The organism is Delftia sp. WSY_7 (genome assembly GCF_043104845.1).
In the GTDB taxonomy this organism is placed as follows: Bacteria; Pseudomonadota; Gammaproteobacteria; order Burkholderiales; family Burkholderiaceae_C; genus Comamonas; species Comamonas tsuruhatensis.
Window position 1 is genome coordinate 20,256 of record NZ_JBICLB010000035.1, and the last position, 15,540, is coordinate 35,795.

The following is a 15,540-nucleotide window of genomic DNA, read 5'->3' on the forward strand; positions in this document are numbered from 1 at the left end:
GATGCCGGACTGACGCATTGAAACGAAAGGAATCGCCGAATGCCTTGCTTCTTGAGACCTGGCTCAAGTCAGCAATGGGGGCAAGGGCAGGGGGACGAGAGCGATGAGAGAGGCACGCCGTCCAGCTTCAAGCGAAGCTGCTGCACGTGCGGGGCAGGCGGGAGGCTTGGGGGCGGCAATGATCCTGGGCGCAGGCGTTTTCCTGCTCCACAGCGTGACCATCCATGCCCAAAAGATCCACATGCTCGCTTTTGATCCGCTGGCAGCGGCGGACGCCGGGTCCGACCCCTTCTGCCAGCTTGAGATTCCGTATCAGTGTTTCAATTCGTCAGCCACAACCGATGCAACGACGAACTTCGCAGGCCATCTTTTCCTGCTGTTTCGCGTGCATGACACCGGATGGCATCGACCTGCCTGTGCGGGGAAATGGTTGTTTGGACTAAACTCCATGAGAATCAACCACTTATAAATAGTTCGGCACAGGTGAAACACATTATAGAGGGCAAACCGGCAGACGACCGTTCCCTGAACGCAGCCACTGCCGCAGTGCGGCTGATCGAAGTCGATGACGATTCGGCCGGACAGCGGTTGGACAACTTTCTCATACGCCATCTCAAGGGCGTTCCCAAAACCCATGTCTATCGCATCATCCGCAGTGGAGAAGTGCGCATCAACAAGGGGCGCGTCAGTGCGGAAACCCGCGTCTCGACCGGCGATGTCGTTCGCGTGCCGCCCGTGCGCATTTCCGAAAAAGTCGCCGAAAAGGCCGAGCGGCCTGCACCCGCCAGGGATTTCCCCAGTCTGCTGGAAGACGAGCATCTGATTGCCATCGACAAGCCTGCCGGTGTGGCCGTGCACGGGGGCTCGGGCGTGAGTTTTGGCGTCATCGAGCAATTGCGCCAGGCGCGGCCGCAAAGCCGCTTTCTGGAGCTGGTGCATCGGCTCGACCGCGAGACATCCGGCATCTTGCTGGTGGCCAAGAAGCGCTCGGCGCTGACGCATCTGCAGGACCAGTTCCGCGAGCGCGAAACCGGCAAGACCTATCTGGCGCTGGTCCAGGGCACCTGGCCTGCCAACCGCAAGGTGATTGATCTGCCGCTGCACAAATACCTGCAGGCCGACGGCGAGCGCCGCGTGCGGGTGACCACGGCCGATGATCCTGACGGCATGCGCTCCGTCACGCTGGTGCGCGTTCGCAGCACGCTGGCGCCCCAGCCCCTGCTGGGTCTGCCGGCCATGAGCCTGCTGGAGGTGACCATCAAGACCGGGCGCACGCACCAGATCCGCGTGCACCTGTCCAGCCAGGGGCACCCGATTGCGGGGGATGACAAGTACGGGGACTTCGACCTGAACCGCCGGTTGCAGAAACAGGGGCTCAAACGCATGTTCCTGCACGCGTGGCGGCTACAGTTCACACACCCGTCCAGTGGTGAGCGGGTGGAATTGCGCGCCGAGCTTCCCGAGGAGCTGGCCCGTTTCGCCGGCTGACGCCGGATTTGACTCCTTGCAGACATGACAACTCCTGGTTCTTCCGAGATATACCGTGCGCGCCGCTTCGACCTCATCGCCTTCGACTGGGATGGGACGCTGTCGGATTCCACCGCGGTGATCGTCAAGTGCATTCAGGCGGCCGTGGCCGATGTGGGAGGCACGCCCCCCAGCAATGAGGCGGCCTCCTATGTGATCGGCATGGCGCTGATGCCGGCATTGGCGCGTGCGGCGCCCGATGTGTCGCCCGAGAAATACCCGGAGCTGGGCAACCGCTATCGCCACCATTTCATCAAGCATCAGGACGACATCAGCCTGTTCGCCGGCGTGCTGCCCATGCTGGCGGCGCTGCGCGAGCGCGGCCACCTGCTGGCCGTGGCCACGGGCAAGAGCCGGCGCGGTCTGAACGATGCGCTGCAGGACCCGCAACTGCGCGGCATGTTCGACAGCTCGCGCACGGCGGACGAAACCGCCGGCAAGCCCAACCCGCTGATGCTGCAGGAGCTGATGGCCGAATTCGGCGTGGAGCCTGGCCGCGTGCTGATGATCGGCGACACCACGCACGACCTGGAACTGGCCCGCAATGCTGGCTGTGCCAGTGTGGGCGTGGGCTATGGCGCGCATCCCACCGACGGCTTTGGCGTGCTGCAGCCGCTGCATGTGGCGCAGAGTGTTGCGGATTTGCATCAGTGGCTGCTGGCCCATGGTTGAGTCGTCATGGCCGCGTCAGCGCGGGAATCCATGCTTGTGAGGTGCGCTGGTGACCGTTGATCGCATCGTTTTGTGTGCCAGCGAGGCCTTGCAGGAAGGTGCGAATGCCGTGCCTTTCGACGTGGTCTACGCGGGGCATGCCTGCCGCGCATTCGCCATCCGCTTCGAGGGACAGGCGCATGCCTATCTGAACCGCTGCACGCACGTGGCCATGGAGATGGACTACCAGCCAGACCGCTTTTTCGATGATTCCGGGCGTTGGTTGCTGTGCGCAACCCATGGTGCGGTCTATGCGCCGGACAGCGGCGCCTGCGCTGGCGGCCCCTGCCGTGGCGGCCTGGTGAAAATCTCCCTGAGCGAAAGCGCGGGGGTGGTGCACTGGCATACTGCCGATAACCTGAAACCCGTCGAGTTCTGACATGACTTCCCCCATACCCCCGGAAAATCCTGGCTCCGCATCGCACCCTTCCCCGGGTGCGGACCTGTGGGCCCGGGCCACGCCCGCCGCGGCGGCTGCCGATGCGCGAACGGCGGCATCGAGCGGCTGGGAGCGGGACGTGCTGGAAAAGCTGGTCTTCGCCACCATCAACGAGCAGCGCGCCTCGCGCCGCTGGCGCCTCTTCGGCCGCCTGCTGTGGACGGCACTCATCCTGGTGGTCCTGTGGGTGCTGTTTGCCAAGGACACGGCGACCACGACCAGCTCCTCTCCGCATACCGCAGTGGTCGAGGTCAAGGGCGAGATCGCTGCAGGCGCCGACGCCAGCGCGGAATTCGTGGTGGCCGCCATGCGCAGCGCCTTCGAGGACTCGGGCTCGCGTGCCGTCGTGCTGCTGATCAACTCGCCAGGCGGCAGCCCGGTGCAGGCCGGCATCATCAATGACGAAATCGTGCGGCTCAAGGGCAAGTACGACAAGCCCCTGTATGCCGTGGTGGAGGAAACCTGCGCTTCGGCTGCTTATTACATTGCTGCCGCAGCCGACGAGATCTTTGTCGACAAGGCCAGCATCGTGGGCAGCATCGGCGTACTCATGGATGGCTTCGGCTTCACGGGCGCCATGGAAAAGCTGGGCGTGGAGCGCCGCCTGCTGACGGCTGGCGAGAACAAGGGCTTCCTGGACCCGTTCAGTCCCATGTCCGAAGCACAGCGCGCCCATGCCCATCAGATGCTGGGCCAGATCCACTCGCAGTTCATCAATGTGGTCAAGGCCGGCCGTGGCGATCGCCTGCACGAGACGCCCGAGACGTTCAGCGGCCTGTTCTGGACGGGTCAGCAGGCCGTGGAGATGGGCCTGGCCGACAAGCTGGGCAGTCTTGACTACGTGGCCCGTGAAGTGGTCAAGGCGGAAGAGGTGGTGGATTACACGCGCCGCGACAACGTGGCCGAGCGCCTGGCCAAGCGTTTTGGCGCGGCCTTCGGTGGAGGTGCCGTTCAGGCGCTGCGCTCCAGCCTTCCGTCTCTGCGCTGATTTCCCTGGCGTCTGCCAAGATGCAAAAAGCCCGCCTTCTTGTGGAAGGCGGGCTTTTTTTTGCTCATCGAGGAAGACAGTCTCAGCGACCGATGGAAAACACCACCGGCGTGCGGTTGTCCGGCACTTCCTTGTGCTGGCGCCATTCGCGCACCAGACGGCTTTCGATGCGGGCGCTCTCCAGTGTCAGGCCGCAGGCCAGCGCCAGGCGCGTATGGGGTTGCAGCGTCTGCAGCAGGGCCTGCCACAGCGCGGCGTTGCGGTAGGGCGTCTCTATGAACTGCTGGGTCTGGCCTTGGCGCAATGCCAGGGCTTCAAGCTCCTTGATGCGCTGAACCCGCCCGCCAGCGTCCTGCGGCAGGTACCCCACAAAGGCATAGTTCTGTCCGTTGAGTCCGCTGGCGGCCAGGGCCAGCAGCAACGACACCGGACCGATCAGGGGCACGACCCGTATGCCCAGATCATGCGCGGCGCGCACGATGGAGCTGCCGGGGTCGGCCACGGCGGGCATTCCGGCCTCGCTGACCAGTCCCATGTCGTGGCCCAGCAGCAAGGGGGCGAGCAGTGGCTTGGCATCGAAGACCGCCGCGCCCTTGTCGCCGTGGTCGCCCTTCTTGTGGGCCTCGCGCGGCAGTTCTGTGATCTGCTGGGCTTGCAAGGGCTGGGCCAGGGCGTGCAGTGCGTCAATGCGCTTCAGGTAGGCGCGCGTGCTTTTGGCGTTTTCGCAGATCCAGTGGGTCAGGCGTGCAGCGGTGCGCAGTGTTCCATCGGGCAGGACCTGCGTCAGCGGCGTTTGCTCGTCGCAGCCGAAGTCCAGCGGCGCGGGCACCAGATAGAGCGTTCCTCTGGTGGGTTGGGTTGCAGCATCGTTCATGGCAGCACGGCCCCTGCGGCGCGCAGCAGCTGGCAGGTGCGGATCAGCGGAAGGCCGATCAGCGCCGTGGGGTCGTCGCTGACGATGGCATCCAGCAGCGCGATGCCCAGTCCTTCGCTCTTGGCGCTGCCTGCGCAGTCATAGGGCTGTTCGGCGCGCAGGTAGCGTTCGATCTCCGCGTCGTTGAGATCACGAAACCGGACCTGGACGGTGACCGCATCGGTCTCGGCAAAGCCGCTTTCCCGGCAGACCACGCTCACGGCGGTGTGGAAATTCATCTGGCGCCCGCTCATCTGGCGCAGTTGTTCGGTGGCGCGCTCGTGGGTGCCGGGCTTGGACAGCGGCATGCCATCCAGTTCGGGTACCTGGTCGGAGCCGATGACGACGGCGCCCGGGTGCAGCGCCGCCACGGCCTGTGCCTTGGCCAGGGCCAGTCGCAACGAAAGTGCATGCGGTGTTTCGCCGGTCAGCGGCGTCTCATCGACTTCCGGGGACACGGTCTGGAATGGTAGTTGCAGCCGCTCCAGAAGTTCGCGGCGGTAGCGTGAGGTGGAGCCAAGGATCAGGGGGCGTGCCAGGCCGGGAGCCTGGGCTAAGGCGAGGTGGGAAGCTTGCATGCCCGGATTCTCTTACACTGCCCGCATGAGCAAGGAATTTTCTGCGGTCCGTCTCGATGTTCGCGCTTTTGCGCAATCGGCGGGCCATCTCCAGGGTCAGTCGGCGCTTTCGGCCTTTCCTCGTCTGGCCGAGGATGCGCAGCCGGATGCCGCTGATGGGCACGGCGAGGTGCACTGGCAGGCTGACGGCGAACTGGTCGAGCAAACCGGCGGCTCGGGTCAGGTCTGGCTGCATCTGCAGGCCGATGCTGTCGTTCCGATGGTGTGCCAACGCTGCCTCACTGTGGCACCCATCTCCCTCCAGGTCGATAGGTCTTTCCGCTTTGTTGCGGACGAGACCACGGCCGAGTCCGAGGATGACGAGAGCGACGAGGACCTGCTGGTGCTCAGCCGCGAATTCAACCTGCTTGAACTCATAGAGGATGAGCTGCTCATGGAGTTGCCCGTGGTGCCACGCCACGACAGCTGCCCCGAGCCGGTGAGCATGCAGTCCAGTGACGCAGACTTCGAGCAGGCCAGCGAGGACAAGCCCAATCCATTTGCCGTGCTGCGCGGGCTGGATGTGGGCAAGTCAGCCGATTGATTGCGATGTCCAGAAAAAAGGCCGAGGCCGGGAAAAGCGATTGCGCTATAATCAAGGGCTTCGCGCGAAACCCCCTCGTGTCTTTAATGGGCTGATCGCGTTTTTTACCAACCCTTTTCAGATACACAGGAGCCATCATGGCTGTTCAGCAGAACAAGAAGTCCCCCTCCAAGCGCGGTATGCACCGTTCGCACAACGCACTGAATGTGCCTGGCATTGCCGTGGAACCCACCACCGGTGAAACCCATCTGCGTCACCACATCAGCCCCAACGGCGTGTACCGCGGCCGTCAAGTGCTGAAGAACAAGTCCGAAGCCTGATCTTCGACCGTTCCCGCAGGGCCCGCGGCTACAGTTTTCGTAGCGCGGGCTTTTGTTTTTTCTGATGGTTGCTCCTATCTTTCCAGGCCTTGCAACAGGCTTGCCAGTCGCACATGATCACTTTGGCCGTTGACTGCATGGGGGGTGATCACGGCCCCCGCGTCACGCTTGCGGCGTGCCGCCAGTTCCTCGATTCCCACCCCGATGCCCGGCTGCTGCTGGTTGGCCAGCCCGATGCGCTGGCTGGCTTTGCGCATGAGCGCGCCAGTGTGGTGCCGGCCTCGGAAGTGGTCGGCATGGATGATCCGATCGAGATGGCGCTGCGCAGGAAGAAGGATTCCTCCATGCGCATCGCCATCCAGCAAGTCAAGGATGGCGCGGCTGCCGCTGCTGTGTCGGCTGGAAACACGGGTGCGCTGATGGCCATCTCGCGCTACCTGCTCAAGACGCTCGATGGCATTGATCGCCCTGCCATCGCGCCCCAGTTGCCCAATGCCAAGGGCGAGGCCACCACGGTGCTGGACCTGGGTGCCAATGTGGACTGCTCGGCCGAGCATCTGCTGCAGTTCGCCGTCATGGGCTCGGCCCTGGTGTCTGCCCTGAACAACGAAGAGGCGCCCTCGGTGGGTCTGCTCAACATTGGCGAGGAGCAGATCAAGGGCAGCGAGGTCATCAAGCGCGCTGGCGAACTGCTGCGCGCGGCCGGCAAGGCCGGTCATCTGAATTTCTACGGCAACGTCGAAGGCAACGACATCTTCAAGGGCACGACCCAGGTCGTGGTCTGTGATGGCTTTGTGGGCAACGTGGCTCTCAAGTCTTCCGAGGGCGTGGCGTCCATGATCTCCAATGCCCTCAAGCAGGAGTTCAAGCGCAACATCTTCACCAAAATGGCGGCTATCGTTGCCTATCCGGTGCTAACTGCTTTGATGAGGCGCGTAGATCATCGCCGCTACAACGGCGCGGCGCTGCTGGGCCTTCGCGGGCTGGTCTTCAAAAGCCATGGATCGGCCGATGCCTTGGCTTTCGAGCACGCGCTGAAGCGCGCGTATGATGCGGCCCGCAACAACCTGCTCGACCGTGTCCGTACCCGTATCTCCGCAGCCCTGCCTCTGTTGCTGGCTGCGCAGTCGGAATCGGGACCGTCGGCGCCCTAATACAGATGAGACGCTACGCACGCATCACCGGCACGGGCAGTTACCTGCCACCCCGCCGACTCACCAATCACGATCTGGCAGCCGAACTGGCCCAGCGCGGCATCGAGACCTCGGACGAGTGGATCGTCGAGCGCACCGGCATCCATGCCCGACACTTTGCCGCGCCAGAAGTGGCCAGCAGCGATCTGGCCTTGGAGGCATCGAAGAAGGCGCTGGAAGCCGCCGGCTGCCAGCCGCAGGATATCGATCTGATCATCGTCGCCACATCGACGCCGGACATGGTCTTCCCGTCCACGGCATGCATCCTGCAAAACAAGCTCGGCGCCAATGGCTGTGCGGCCTTTGATGTGCAAGCCGTATGCAGCGGCTTTGTCTACGCCCTCACCGTGGCCGACGCCATGATCCAGTCCGGCGCTGCGAGCCGCGCGCTGGTGGTGGGCTCCGAAGTATTCAGCCGCATCCTGGACTTCAACGACCGGACGACCTGCGTGCTGTTCGGTGACGGTGCCGGAGCCGTGGTGCTGGAGGCGTCCGAGCAGCCAGGCATCCTGGCTTCCGACCTGCATGCCGACGGCAAGCATGTCGGCATCCTGTGCGTGCCAGGCAATGTCTCCGGTGGCCAGATCCTCGGTGATCCGCTGCTGAAGATGGATGGGCAAGCCGTGTTCAAGCTGGCGGTCGGCGTGCTGGAGAAGGCTGCTCGCGCCACGCTGGACAAGGCAGGGCTCACCGATGCCGACATCGACTGGCTGATCCCCCATCAGGCCAACATCCGCATCATGCAAAGCACGGCGCGCAAGCTCAAGCTGTCCATGGACAAGGTGGTGGTGACGGTGGACCAGCATGGCAACACGTCGGCTGCCTCGATCCCCCTGGCGCTGGACCACGGCGTGCGCAGTGGCCAAGTCAAGCCCGGTCAGACCGTGCTGCTGGAAGGTGTTGGCGGCGGCTTCACCTGGGGCGCGGTACTTCTCAAGATGTGATGCGGGATGCCTGCCTGAGGGCAGGCGCCCATGGCGCGGCCTTTATTTTTGAAAATCATGAAGAAGTTTGCATTCGTCTTTCCTGGTCAGGGTTCGCAATCGGTAGGCATGCTCGACGGATGGGGTGACCATCCCGTCGTGGCCCAGACCTTGGTCGAAGCCTCCGATGCCCTCGGCGAAAACATCGGCCAGCTGATCCAGCAGGGGCCGAAGGAAGCTCTGGCGCTCACCACCAATACCCAGCCTGTGATGCTGGTGGCCGGTGTGGCTGCCTGGCGCGTCTGGCAGGCCGAAGGCGGCGCGCTGCCCGACGTTGTGGCGGGTCACTCGCTGGGTGAGTACTCGGCCCTGGTAGCGTCAGGTGTGCTGACCCTGGCCCAGGCTGCGCCGCTGGTGCGGCTGCGCGCGGCTGCCATGCAGGAGGCCGTTCCCGTGGGAACCGGTGCCATGGCTGCCATCCTGGGGCTGGATGCCGACAAGGTGCGCGCAGGCTGCGCAGAAGTCACGGCGGCATTGGGTGGTGCGGAAGTCGTCGAGGCCGTGAATTTCAACGACCCCTCGCAGACCGTGATTGCCGGCAGCAAGGCGGCTGTCGAGAAGGCCTGCGAGGCCCTCAAGGCCGCAGGCGCCAAACGTGCGCTGCCGCTGCCGGTGTCGGCGCCTTTCCATTCCAGCCTGATGAAGCCTGCGGCCGAAAAGCTCAAGGCGGCGCTGGCTGCCACCGTGCTGGCTGCACCGCGCATCCCAGTGCTCAACAACATCGATGTGACTGTGCAGCAGGATGCCGACGCCATTCGCGATGCGCTGTATCGCCAGGCCTTCGGCCCGGTGCGCTGGGTGGAATGCGTTCAGGCCATGAAGGCCCGCGGCGTCGTCCACCTCGTCGAGTGCGGTCCCGGCAAGGTGCTGATGGGCCTGACCAAGCGGATTGACGCGGACCTGACGGCCGCTGCCCTCTATGACCCGGCCACGCTGGCCGACGTGAAAGAATCCCTCGCATGACTGACAACCAGAACAAGCCCCAGGTTGCCCTGGTGACGGGTGCCTCGCGCGGCATCGGTGCCGCCATTGCCCAGGAGCTGGCAGCACGCGGCTACCGCGTGATCGGCACGGCCACCACCGATGGTGGTGCCGAGAAGATCAGCCAGGCCCTGTCGGCCCATGAAGGCTGCCGTGGCGTGAACCTCAATGTCACGGACGTGACCGCCGTCGATGCCCTGATCGACAGCATCGTCAAGAATGACGGTGGCCTGCATGTGCTGGTCAACAATGCCGGCATCACGCGCGACACCCTGGCCATGCGCATGAAGGACGATGACTGGGATGCGGTGATCGACACCAATCTCAAGGCGGTTTTCCGAGTCAGCCGTACGGCCATTCGGCCCATGATGAAGCAGCGCTTCGGACGCATCATCAACATCACCAGCGTCGTTGGTGCCTCCGGAAACCCTGGTCAAGCCAACTATGCAGCTGCCAAGGCCGGCGTTGCCGGCATGACGCGTGCGCTGGCCCGTGAACTGGGCAGCCGCGGCATCACGGTCAATTGCGTGGCTCCGGGCTTCATCGCCACCGACATGACGGCGGAGCTGCCTGAAGAGCAGAAAAATGCCCTGAAATCGCAGATCGCCATGGGTGATCTGGGCCAGCCCAGCGACATCGCCCATGCCGTGGTCTATCTCGCATCGGCGGGCGCAGGCTACGTCACCGGCCAGGAATTGCACGTCAACGGCGGCATGTACATGTAAGCGCTGCGGCGGCTGCGGGCAGATCCCTGCCAGAAGCCGCCGTTGCTTGCAACCGAAGAGGCCGTTTCCTCGCGACGGCCGGCTGAAGAGGGCGTAAGGTCCGAAACGGCTAGAATCGCGGGTTCATTCACAACCCCCAGAGGGAAACCATGAGCGATATCGAAGCACGTGTCAAAAAAATCATTGCCGAACAACTCGGCGTTGAAGAGTCTCAAGTCACCAACGAAAAGGCCTTCGTGGCTGATCTGGGTGCTGACTCCCTGGACACGGTGGAGCTGGTGATGGCCCTGGAAGATGAATTCGGCATCGAGATCCCCGACGAAGACGCGGAAAAGATCACGACGGTGCAAAACGCCATCGACTACGCCAACACCCACCAGAAGGCCTGACAGGGCCCTGACCCGAGCGATCAGCAGAAGGTTTTACGCATGAGCCGTCGTCGCGTTGTCGTGACCGGCCTGGGTTGCATCTCCCCCGTGGGTAACACGGTGGGCGACGCCTGGGCCAATCTTTTGGCCGGCCAGTCCGGCATTGACCTCATCACCAAGTTCGATGCCTCGAACTTTGCCTGCAAGATTGCGGGCGAGGTCAAGGGATTCGATGTGGAGTCGTACATGAGCGCCAAGGATGCGCGCTCCATGGACACCTTCATCCATTACGGCATCGCTGCTGCGGCGCAAGCCGTGCAGGACTCAGGTCTGCCCACGGGCGAGGCCTTGTCGGATGATCTGGCTACGCGCATCGGCTGTGTGATCGGTTCGGGCATCGGCGGCTTGCCGCTGATCGAGAACACCCACGCAGAACTGGCTGCGCGCGGACCGCGCCGCATCACGCCGTTCTTCGTGCCTGCCTCCATCATCAACATGGTGGCTGGCCATGTGTCCATGCGGTTTGGCTTCAAGGGGCCGAATCTCGCCGTGGTGACTGCCTGCACGACCGGGCTGCACTGCATAGGCGAAGCAGGACGCATGATTGAATACGGCGATGCCGATGTGGTGGTGGCTGGTGGCACGGAAGCCACGGTCTCCCCGCTGGGCGTCGGCGGCTTTGCCGCCATGCGCGCACTGTCCACGCGCAATGATGATCCCAAGGCCGCCTCGCGTCCCTGGGACAAGGACCGCGACGGCTTTGTGCTGGGCGAAGGTGCAGGCGTGCTGGTGCTGGAAGAGTACGAGCATGCCAAGGCCCGCGGTGCCAAGATCTATGCTGAACTGTGCGGCTACGGCATGAGTGCCGATGCCGGCCACATGACGGCGCCCAACATGGACGGCCCGCGCCGCGCCATGCTGTCAGCTCTGCGCAACGCCGGCATCAACGCCGACCAGATCGATTATCTGAATGCGCACGGCACATCCACGCCGCTGGGCGACCTCAACGAGACCAATGCCATCAAGGCGGCTCTGGGCGATCACGCCAAGAAAATCGTTGTCAGCTCGACCAAGTCCATGACCGGTCACCTGCTGGGTGGCGCTGGCGGCATCGAGAGCGTCTTCACCGTGCTGGCATTGCACGAGCAGAAGATTCCCCCGACCATCAATCTGGACAACCAGGATCCCGAGTGCGATCTCGACTACTGCGCCAACACGGCACGGGATGCGAAGATCGAAGTGGCAGTGAAAAACAACTTCGGGTTCGGCGGCACCAACGGAACGCTGGTGTTCAAGCGAATCTGAGGCCTGCACACCTCACCATGAAAGGCCCGCCCCGCAAGGGAGCGGGCTTTTTTATTTCTCCCATGGGTCAGGGCGCGTCCGGCAGGGGTGGAACGCATGTCAGACATGCTGCGGTTTTGCGACACTGCAGGCATGACGTCACGCCATGCCCCGCCCGCAGTCCGCCATCCGCTGAATCCACCGCGTGGGTCGGTCGCATGCCTGTGCGCGCTTTGGCTGCTGGCGGCCATGCTTTTGCTGGCGTGGGCGCTTGATCTTCAGTCCGGATGGGGGCCTGCCGTCGTGGCTGTCACGGGCTCTCTGGTTGCAGCTGCAGGCATGTGGCATGGATGGCGCGCCCTGGGCAGAGGCTTTGTTGCATGGGATGGCGCGCAGTGGTGGCTTGGTGAGGCAGCCGCTGCCGACGATGCGCAGCCGGTGCTGCTGCAGGTGCGCGCTGACGGTGGTCAATGGCTATGGGCGCAGGCCAGACCCGTTTCGACGGGGTCTTTGCGCTGGCGAAGCTCCCGCTGGCTGCTGCTGTCTTACAGGCAGAGTCCTGAAACCTGGGGTGATTTGCGGCGTGCTGTATATTTCCCGCCCAGACCTACAGAACGCGCGCAGTGACTGCGCCAGGGCCGCCACGGCCCGTCTTCACCGATTTCATGACGCCTCCCGAATTCCCGCCTTCTTCTGCCGACAGCGACCTGGCTCTGGTCGAGCGCACCAACGCAGGAGACATGCGGGCCTTCGAGCTGCTGGTCATCAAGTACCAGCGCCGCATCGAGCGCCTCATTGGCCGCATGGTGCGCGACGTGGACCTGGTGCCTGACATTGCGCAGGAAACCTTCATCCGGGCCTATCGGGCGCTGCACCAGTTCCGGGGTGATGCCCAGTTCTACACCTGGCTGTATCGCATCGCCGTGAATACTGCCAAGAAGGCGCTGCTGGACATGAAGCGCTCGCCGCTGATCACCGAAAGCGCGTTACACAACGGGGATGACGATGATGAAACTTCCCGGCTCAGCCAGGAACTAACCACCGAAGAAACACCCGAAACGATCCTGGCGGCCCAGGAGATTGCCCAGGCAGTCAACGCCGCCATGGAGGCCTTGCCCGAAGATCTCCGTCAAGCCGTCACGTTGCGGGAAATCGAAGGCCTGAGCTACGAGGAAATCTCGAACGCCATGGGTTGTCCCATAGGCACCGTGCGTTCACGCATCTTCCGTGCACGCGAAGCGATTTCAGCGAGAGTCAAACCTTTGCTGGAGCGCCAGTCTGGCAAGCGGTGGTAGCAACGGGTGATGGCCATCGGGTGGCGCATTTTTTGGGTACAGGGTCTCAGAGCAGACAGGCAGGTGATTGATCATGAATGACGATCTGACGAAGCGCGAACAATTGTCGGCATTGGCTGATGGCGAACTCTCTGCCGCGGAGCTGCAGGCCGCGCTGGCCTATGCGCAAAGCGATGCAGGCCAGCAGGAATGGCGCATGTACCACCTGGTGGGCGATGTGCTGCGCTCTCCTGAGCTGGCGCACCACAGCCGGCACGATCTGCTTTCCGGAATCCGCTCCCAGTTGGCCAACGAGCCGCGCCGCCCCCTGGTTCCCGTCGCCGCAGACGAGCTGGAGCAGGTCGCGCGCCCGGCGCACGGCAGGGCCGTCGTCAATGGCGCGCCGCTGCACGATGCAGCCAATGCGTCGGTATTCCGCTGGAAGATGGCTGCGGGTTTTGCTTCCGTGGCGGCCGTGGCTGCCATTGGCTGGAGCGTGATGCTCGGCGCGCCTGCAGGCCCCGGCGCGGCGCCGGGCCGGGCATTGGCCGCCCTTGAAACGGGGGCGCCTGCAGCGGCTGCTGTCGCTGGAAATGCCCAGGACTTCCCTCTCGGAGATACGGCCCAATCCTCTTCGGTGGTGGCTGTGGCAGGCCCTTACGGCCAAAGCGTCATGCTGCGTGATCCGCGCCTGGATGCGCTGCTGGCCTCCCATCCGCAATACAGTGGTCCGGCCACGTTGCAGATGCCGGCCAGCTTCCTGCGCAATGCCAACTTCGCCTCGGCACCGCGCGCGAACCAGCGCTGAATCCCGCAGGAGAGCATGACTCTCCTGCCTTCTTTTGCACCCGCGTCCAGCCGTTCGGCATTGAAATGGACGCGGGTGCAGTCATTTGTGGCCCATGCACGGCGGTTCGCGCCGCATGCATGCTGCCGATTCGGGAACTAACAGCGTCTTTCAGGCTTCTGAGCCATCGTCTGGCCGGTGCATACCGGGACTGCGCCAGAATGTGGCGTTCGTCCGAGATGCAAGTCGGCACCGCGTATCTGAACAGGCCGCCCGGGCGCAATGGGCACGGGGGCAACACAATGATTGAGAAGGAAAGGATCACCATGACCACAGTTCGATGGAAGACGCTGCAGTCCTGCACACTGGCAGGCGTTCTGGCGCTGGCTGCTGGCAGCGCCTCAATGCTGGTGCCGGTGAGTGCCGCTCATGCGCAAAGCGGTGCCGTGGTGCGGGGTCTGCCGGACTTCACCGACCTGGTCGAGCAGGTAGGGCCTTCCGTGGTCAACATCCGCACGTTGGAGAAGGCGTCGGCCAACTCTGCCGAGGCGCTGGGCATGGATGAGGACATGCTCGAGTTCTTCCGCCGCTTCGGCCTGCCCGTGCCCAATGTGCCGCGCCAACGCCCCCAGCCGCGTTCACAGCCTGACGAGGAACAGCCGCGTGGCGTGGGGTCGGGCTTCATCCTGACGGCGGACGGCTTTGTGATGACCAATGCCCACGTGGTCGAAGGCGCTGACGAGGTCATCGTCACGCTGACCGACAAGCGTGAGTTCAAGGCCAAGATCGTGGGCAGCGACAAGCGCACCGACGTGGCTGTGGTCAAGATCGATGCCACCGGACTGCCCGCCGTGAAGATCGGCGACGTGAACCGTCTCAAGGTCGGTGAGTGGGTGATGGCCATCGGATCGCCCTTCGGCCTCGACAACTCGGTCACCGCAGGCATCGTCAGCGCCAAGCAGCGCGACACGGGAGACTATCTGCCCTTCATCCAGACCGATGTGGCCATCAATCCCGGCAACTCGGGCGGCCCGTTGCTGAACATGCGCGGCGAGGTCGTGGGCATCAACAGCCAGATCTATTCGCGTTCCGGCGGTTTCATGGGGATCAGCTTCGCGATTCCGATCGACGAGGCCGTGCGCGTCAGCGACCAACTGCGCGCCACCGGCAAGGTCACGCGAGGGCGCATCGGCGTGCAAATCGGGCAGGTCACCAAGGACATTGCCGAATCCATCGGCCTGGGCAAGGCTCAGGGTGCGCTGGTCTCTGCCGTGGAACCCGATTCCCCAGCCGCCAAGGCTGGCGTCGAGGCGGGTGATGTGATCATCAAGTTCGATGGGAGGGCCATTGAGAAGGTCGCCGACCTGCCGCGTCTGGTGGGCAACACCAAGCCCGGAACGCGCAGCACCATCACCGTATTCCGCCGCGGAGCCGCCAAGGATCTGACCATGGTGATCGCCGAAGTCGAGCCCGATGGCGCTCCCCAGGCAAAGGCTGCAGGCAAGGGCAGCACCCTGGTCTCCCAGTCGCTGGGCCTGACGCTGGCCGAACTCACGGATGCCCAGAAAAGGGAATTGGGCATCAAGGGCGGTGTCCGCGTGACGGCCGCTGTCGAGGCGGCAGCACGCGCAGGCCTGCGCGAAGGTGATGTGATCCTGCAACTGGCCAATGTCGAGATCACGGGGCTCAAGAGCTTCGAGGCCACGCTGGCCAAGGTGGACAAGAGCAAGCCGGTGAACCTTCTGGTGCGCCGCGGCGAATGGGCACAGTACGTGCTCATCCGTCCTGCCCGTTGAGGGGCTGGGGCAGGCCGGTTTTTCGGGGTACTGGGGAATACCCTCGGAATCCGGATCAAGGCCTGCCCATGCCCCTTGGGGCATTGGGTA

17 protein-coding genes are annotated in these 15,540 nt (G+C 63.9%); 15 read left to right on the forward strand and 2 right to left on the reverse strand.

All coding sequences use genetic code 11. The features are described from left to right. The first annotated feature begins 426 nt into the window (after nt 1–426). From ACF8ME_RS19845 to ACF8ME_RS19860, 4 genes are read left to right on the forward strand one after another with little or no spacing between them, the layout of a single operon-like run. The gene (locus tag ACF8ME_RS19845; RefSeq protein ID WP_016447804.1) at nt 427–1,488 is read left to right on the forward strand and encodes an RluA family pseudouridine synthase; all 1,062 of its coding nucleotides are present in this window, start codon (nt 427–429) and stop codon (nt 1,486–1,488) included. A 24-nt stretch (nt 1,489–1,512) separates the two neighbouring features. Continuing rightward, a complete protein-coding gene (locus tag ACF8ME_RS19850) occupies nt 1,513–2,199 on the forward strand; it encodes an HAD family hydrolase (protein ID WP_016451169.1) in 687 nt (228 codons plus the stop codon). Between the two features lie 49 nt (nt 2,200–2,248). Then, nucleotides 2,249–2,617, forward strand: coding sequence for a Rieske 2Fe-2S domain-containing protein (locus tag ACF8ME_RS19855; RefSeq protein ID WP_016451170.1), 369 nt, complete (start codon nt 2,249–2,251; stop codon nt 2,615–2,617). Nucleotide 2,618: 1 nt separating this feature from the next. Beyond that, nucleotides 2,619–3,665 (forward strand): S49 family peptidase, encoded by a 1,047-nt coding sequence (locus ACF8ME_RS19860; RefSeq protein ID WP_016451171.1) that lies wholly within the window; start codon nt 2,619–2,621, stop codon nt 3,663–3,665. A gap of 82 nt (nt 3,666–3,747) precedes the next feature. On the opposite strand, the gene ACF8ME_RS19865 is transcribed toward ACF8ME_RS19860, so the two are convergent. Beyond that, nucleotides 3,748–4,539 carry an SAM-dependent methyltransferase gene (locus ACF8ME_RS19865; protein ID WP_016447800.1) on the reverse strand — a complete coding sequence of 264 codons (792 nt, stop codon included), beginning with the start codon at nt 4,537–4,539 and terminating at the stop codon, nt 3,748–3,750. Next, entirely contained in the window at nt 4,536–5,156 is a 621-nt protein-coding gene (locus ACF8ME_RS19870; RefSeq protein WP_046985931.1) for a Maf family nucleotide pyrophosphatase, read from the reverse strand. The genes ACF8ME_RS19865 and ACF8ME_RS19870 overlap by 4 nt, the downstream gene beginning before the upstream one ends. Before the next feature lie 25 nt (nt 5,157–5,181). On the opposite strand from ACF8ME_RS19870, the gene ACF8ME_RS19875 reads away from it, so the two are divergent. The 11 genes from ACF8ME_RS19875 to ACF8ME_RS19925 all read left to right on the forward strand — a co-directional run bounded on the left by ACF8ME_RS19875 (nt 5,182) and on the right by ACF8ME_RS19925 (nt 15,450). Further along, nucleotides 5,182–5,739 (forward strand): DUF177 domain-containing protein, encoded by a 558-nt coding sequence (locus ACF8ME_RS19875; RefSeq protein WP_016447798.1) that lies wholly within the window; start codon nt 5,182–5,184, stop codon nt 5,737–5,739. A 137-nt stretch (nt 5,740–5,876) separates the two neighbouring features. Next, a complete protein-coding gene (rpmF, locus tag ACF8ME_RS19880; RefSeq protein ID WP_012207072.1) occupies nt 5,877–6,059 on the forward strand; it encodes a 50S ribosomal protein L32 in 183 nt (60 codons plus the stop codon). A gap of 113 nt (nt 6,060–6,172) precedes the next feature. Continuing rightward, nucleotides 6,173–7,213 carry a phosphate acyltransferase PlsX gene (gene plsX, locus ACF8ME_RS19885; protein ID WP_016451174.1) on the forward strand — a complete coding sequence of 347 codons (1,041 nt, stop codon included), beginning with the start codon at nt 6,173–6,175 and terminating at the stop codon, nt 7,211–7,213. A gap of 5 nt (nt 7,214–7,218) precedes the next feature. Beyond that, on the forward strand, nt 7,219–8,196 hold the full coding sequence (locus ACF8ME_RS19890) for a beta-ketoacyl-ACP synthase III (protein ID WP_016447796.1): 978 nt from the start codon (nt 7,219–7,221) through the stop codon (nt 8,194–8,196). A gap of 57 nt (nt 8,197–8,253) precedes the next feature. Further along, entirely contained in the window at nt 8,254–9,198 is a 945-nt protein-coding gene (fabD, locus tag ACF8ME_RS19895; protein WP_026062373.1) for an ACP S-malonyltransferase, read from the forward strand. After that, entirely contained in the window at nt 9,195–9,941 is a 747-nt protein-coding gene (gene fabG / locus ACF8ME_RS19900; RefSeq protein ID WP_392417948.1) for a 3-oxoacyl-ACP reductase FabG, read from the forward strand. The genes fabD and fabG overlap by 4 nt, the downstream gene beginning before the upstream one ends. Before the next feature lie 149 nt (nt 9,942–10,090). After that, a complete protein-coding gene (gene acpP / locus ACF8ME_RS19905; protein WP_003058049.1) occupies nt 10,091–10,330 on the forward strand; it encodes an acyl carrier protein in 240 nt (79 codons plus the stop codon). 39 nt (nt 10,331–10,369) lie between these two features. After that, nucleotides 10,370–11,614: a beta-ketoacyl-ACP synthase II gene (gene fabF / locus ACF8ME_RS19910; protein WP_016447793.1), complete on the forward strand. Its 1,245-nt coding sequence runs from the start codon at nt 10,370–10,372 to the stop codon at nt 11,612–11,614. 644 nt (nt 11,615–12,258) lie between these two features. After that, nucleotides 12,259–12,888 carry an RNA polymerase sigma factor RpoE gene (gene rpoE, locus ACF8ME_RS19915; RefSeq protein ID WP_016447792.1) on the forward strand — a complete coding sequence of 210 codons (630 nt, stop codon included), beginning with the start codon at nt 12,259–12,261 and terminating at the stop codon, nt 12,886–12,888. A gap of 73 nt (nt 12,889–12,961) precedes the next feature. Beyond that, a complete protein-coding gene (locus tag ACF8ME_RS19920) occupies nt 12,962–13,675 on the forward strand; it encodes a sigma-E factor negative regulatory protein (protein WP_016447791.1) in 714 nt (237 codons plus the stop codon). A gap of 305 nt (nt 13,676–13,980) precedes the next feature. Continuing rightward, the gene (locus ACF8ME_RS19925; RefSeq protein ID WP_392417949.1) at nt 13,981–15,450 is read left to right on the forward strand and encodes a DegQ family serine endoprotease; all 1,470 of its coding nucleotides are present in this window, start codon (nt 13,981–13,983) and stop codon (nt 15,448–15,450) included. Nucleotides 15,451–15,540: the final 90 nt, after the last annotated feature.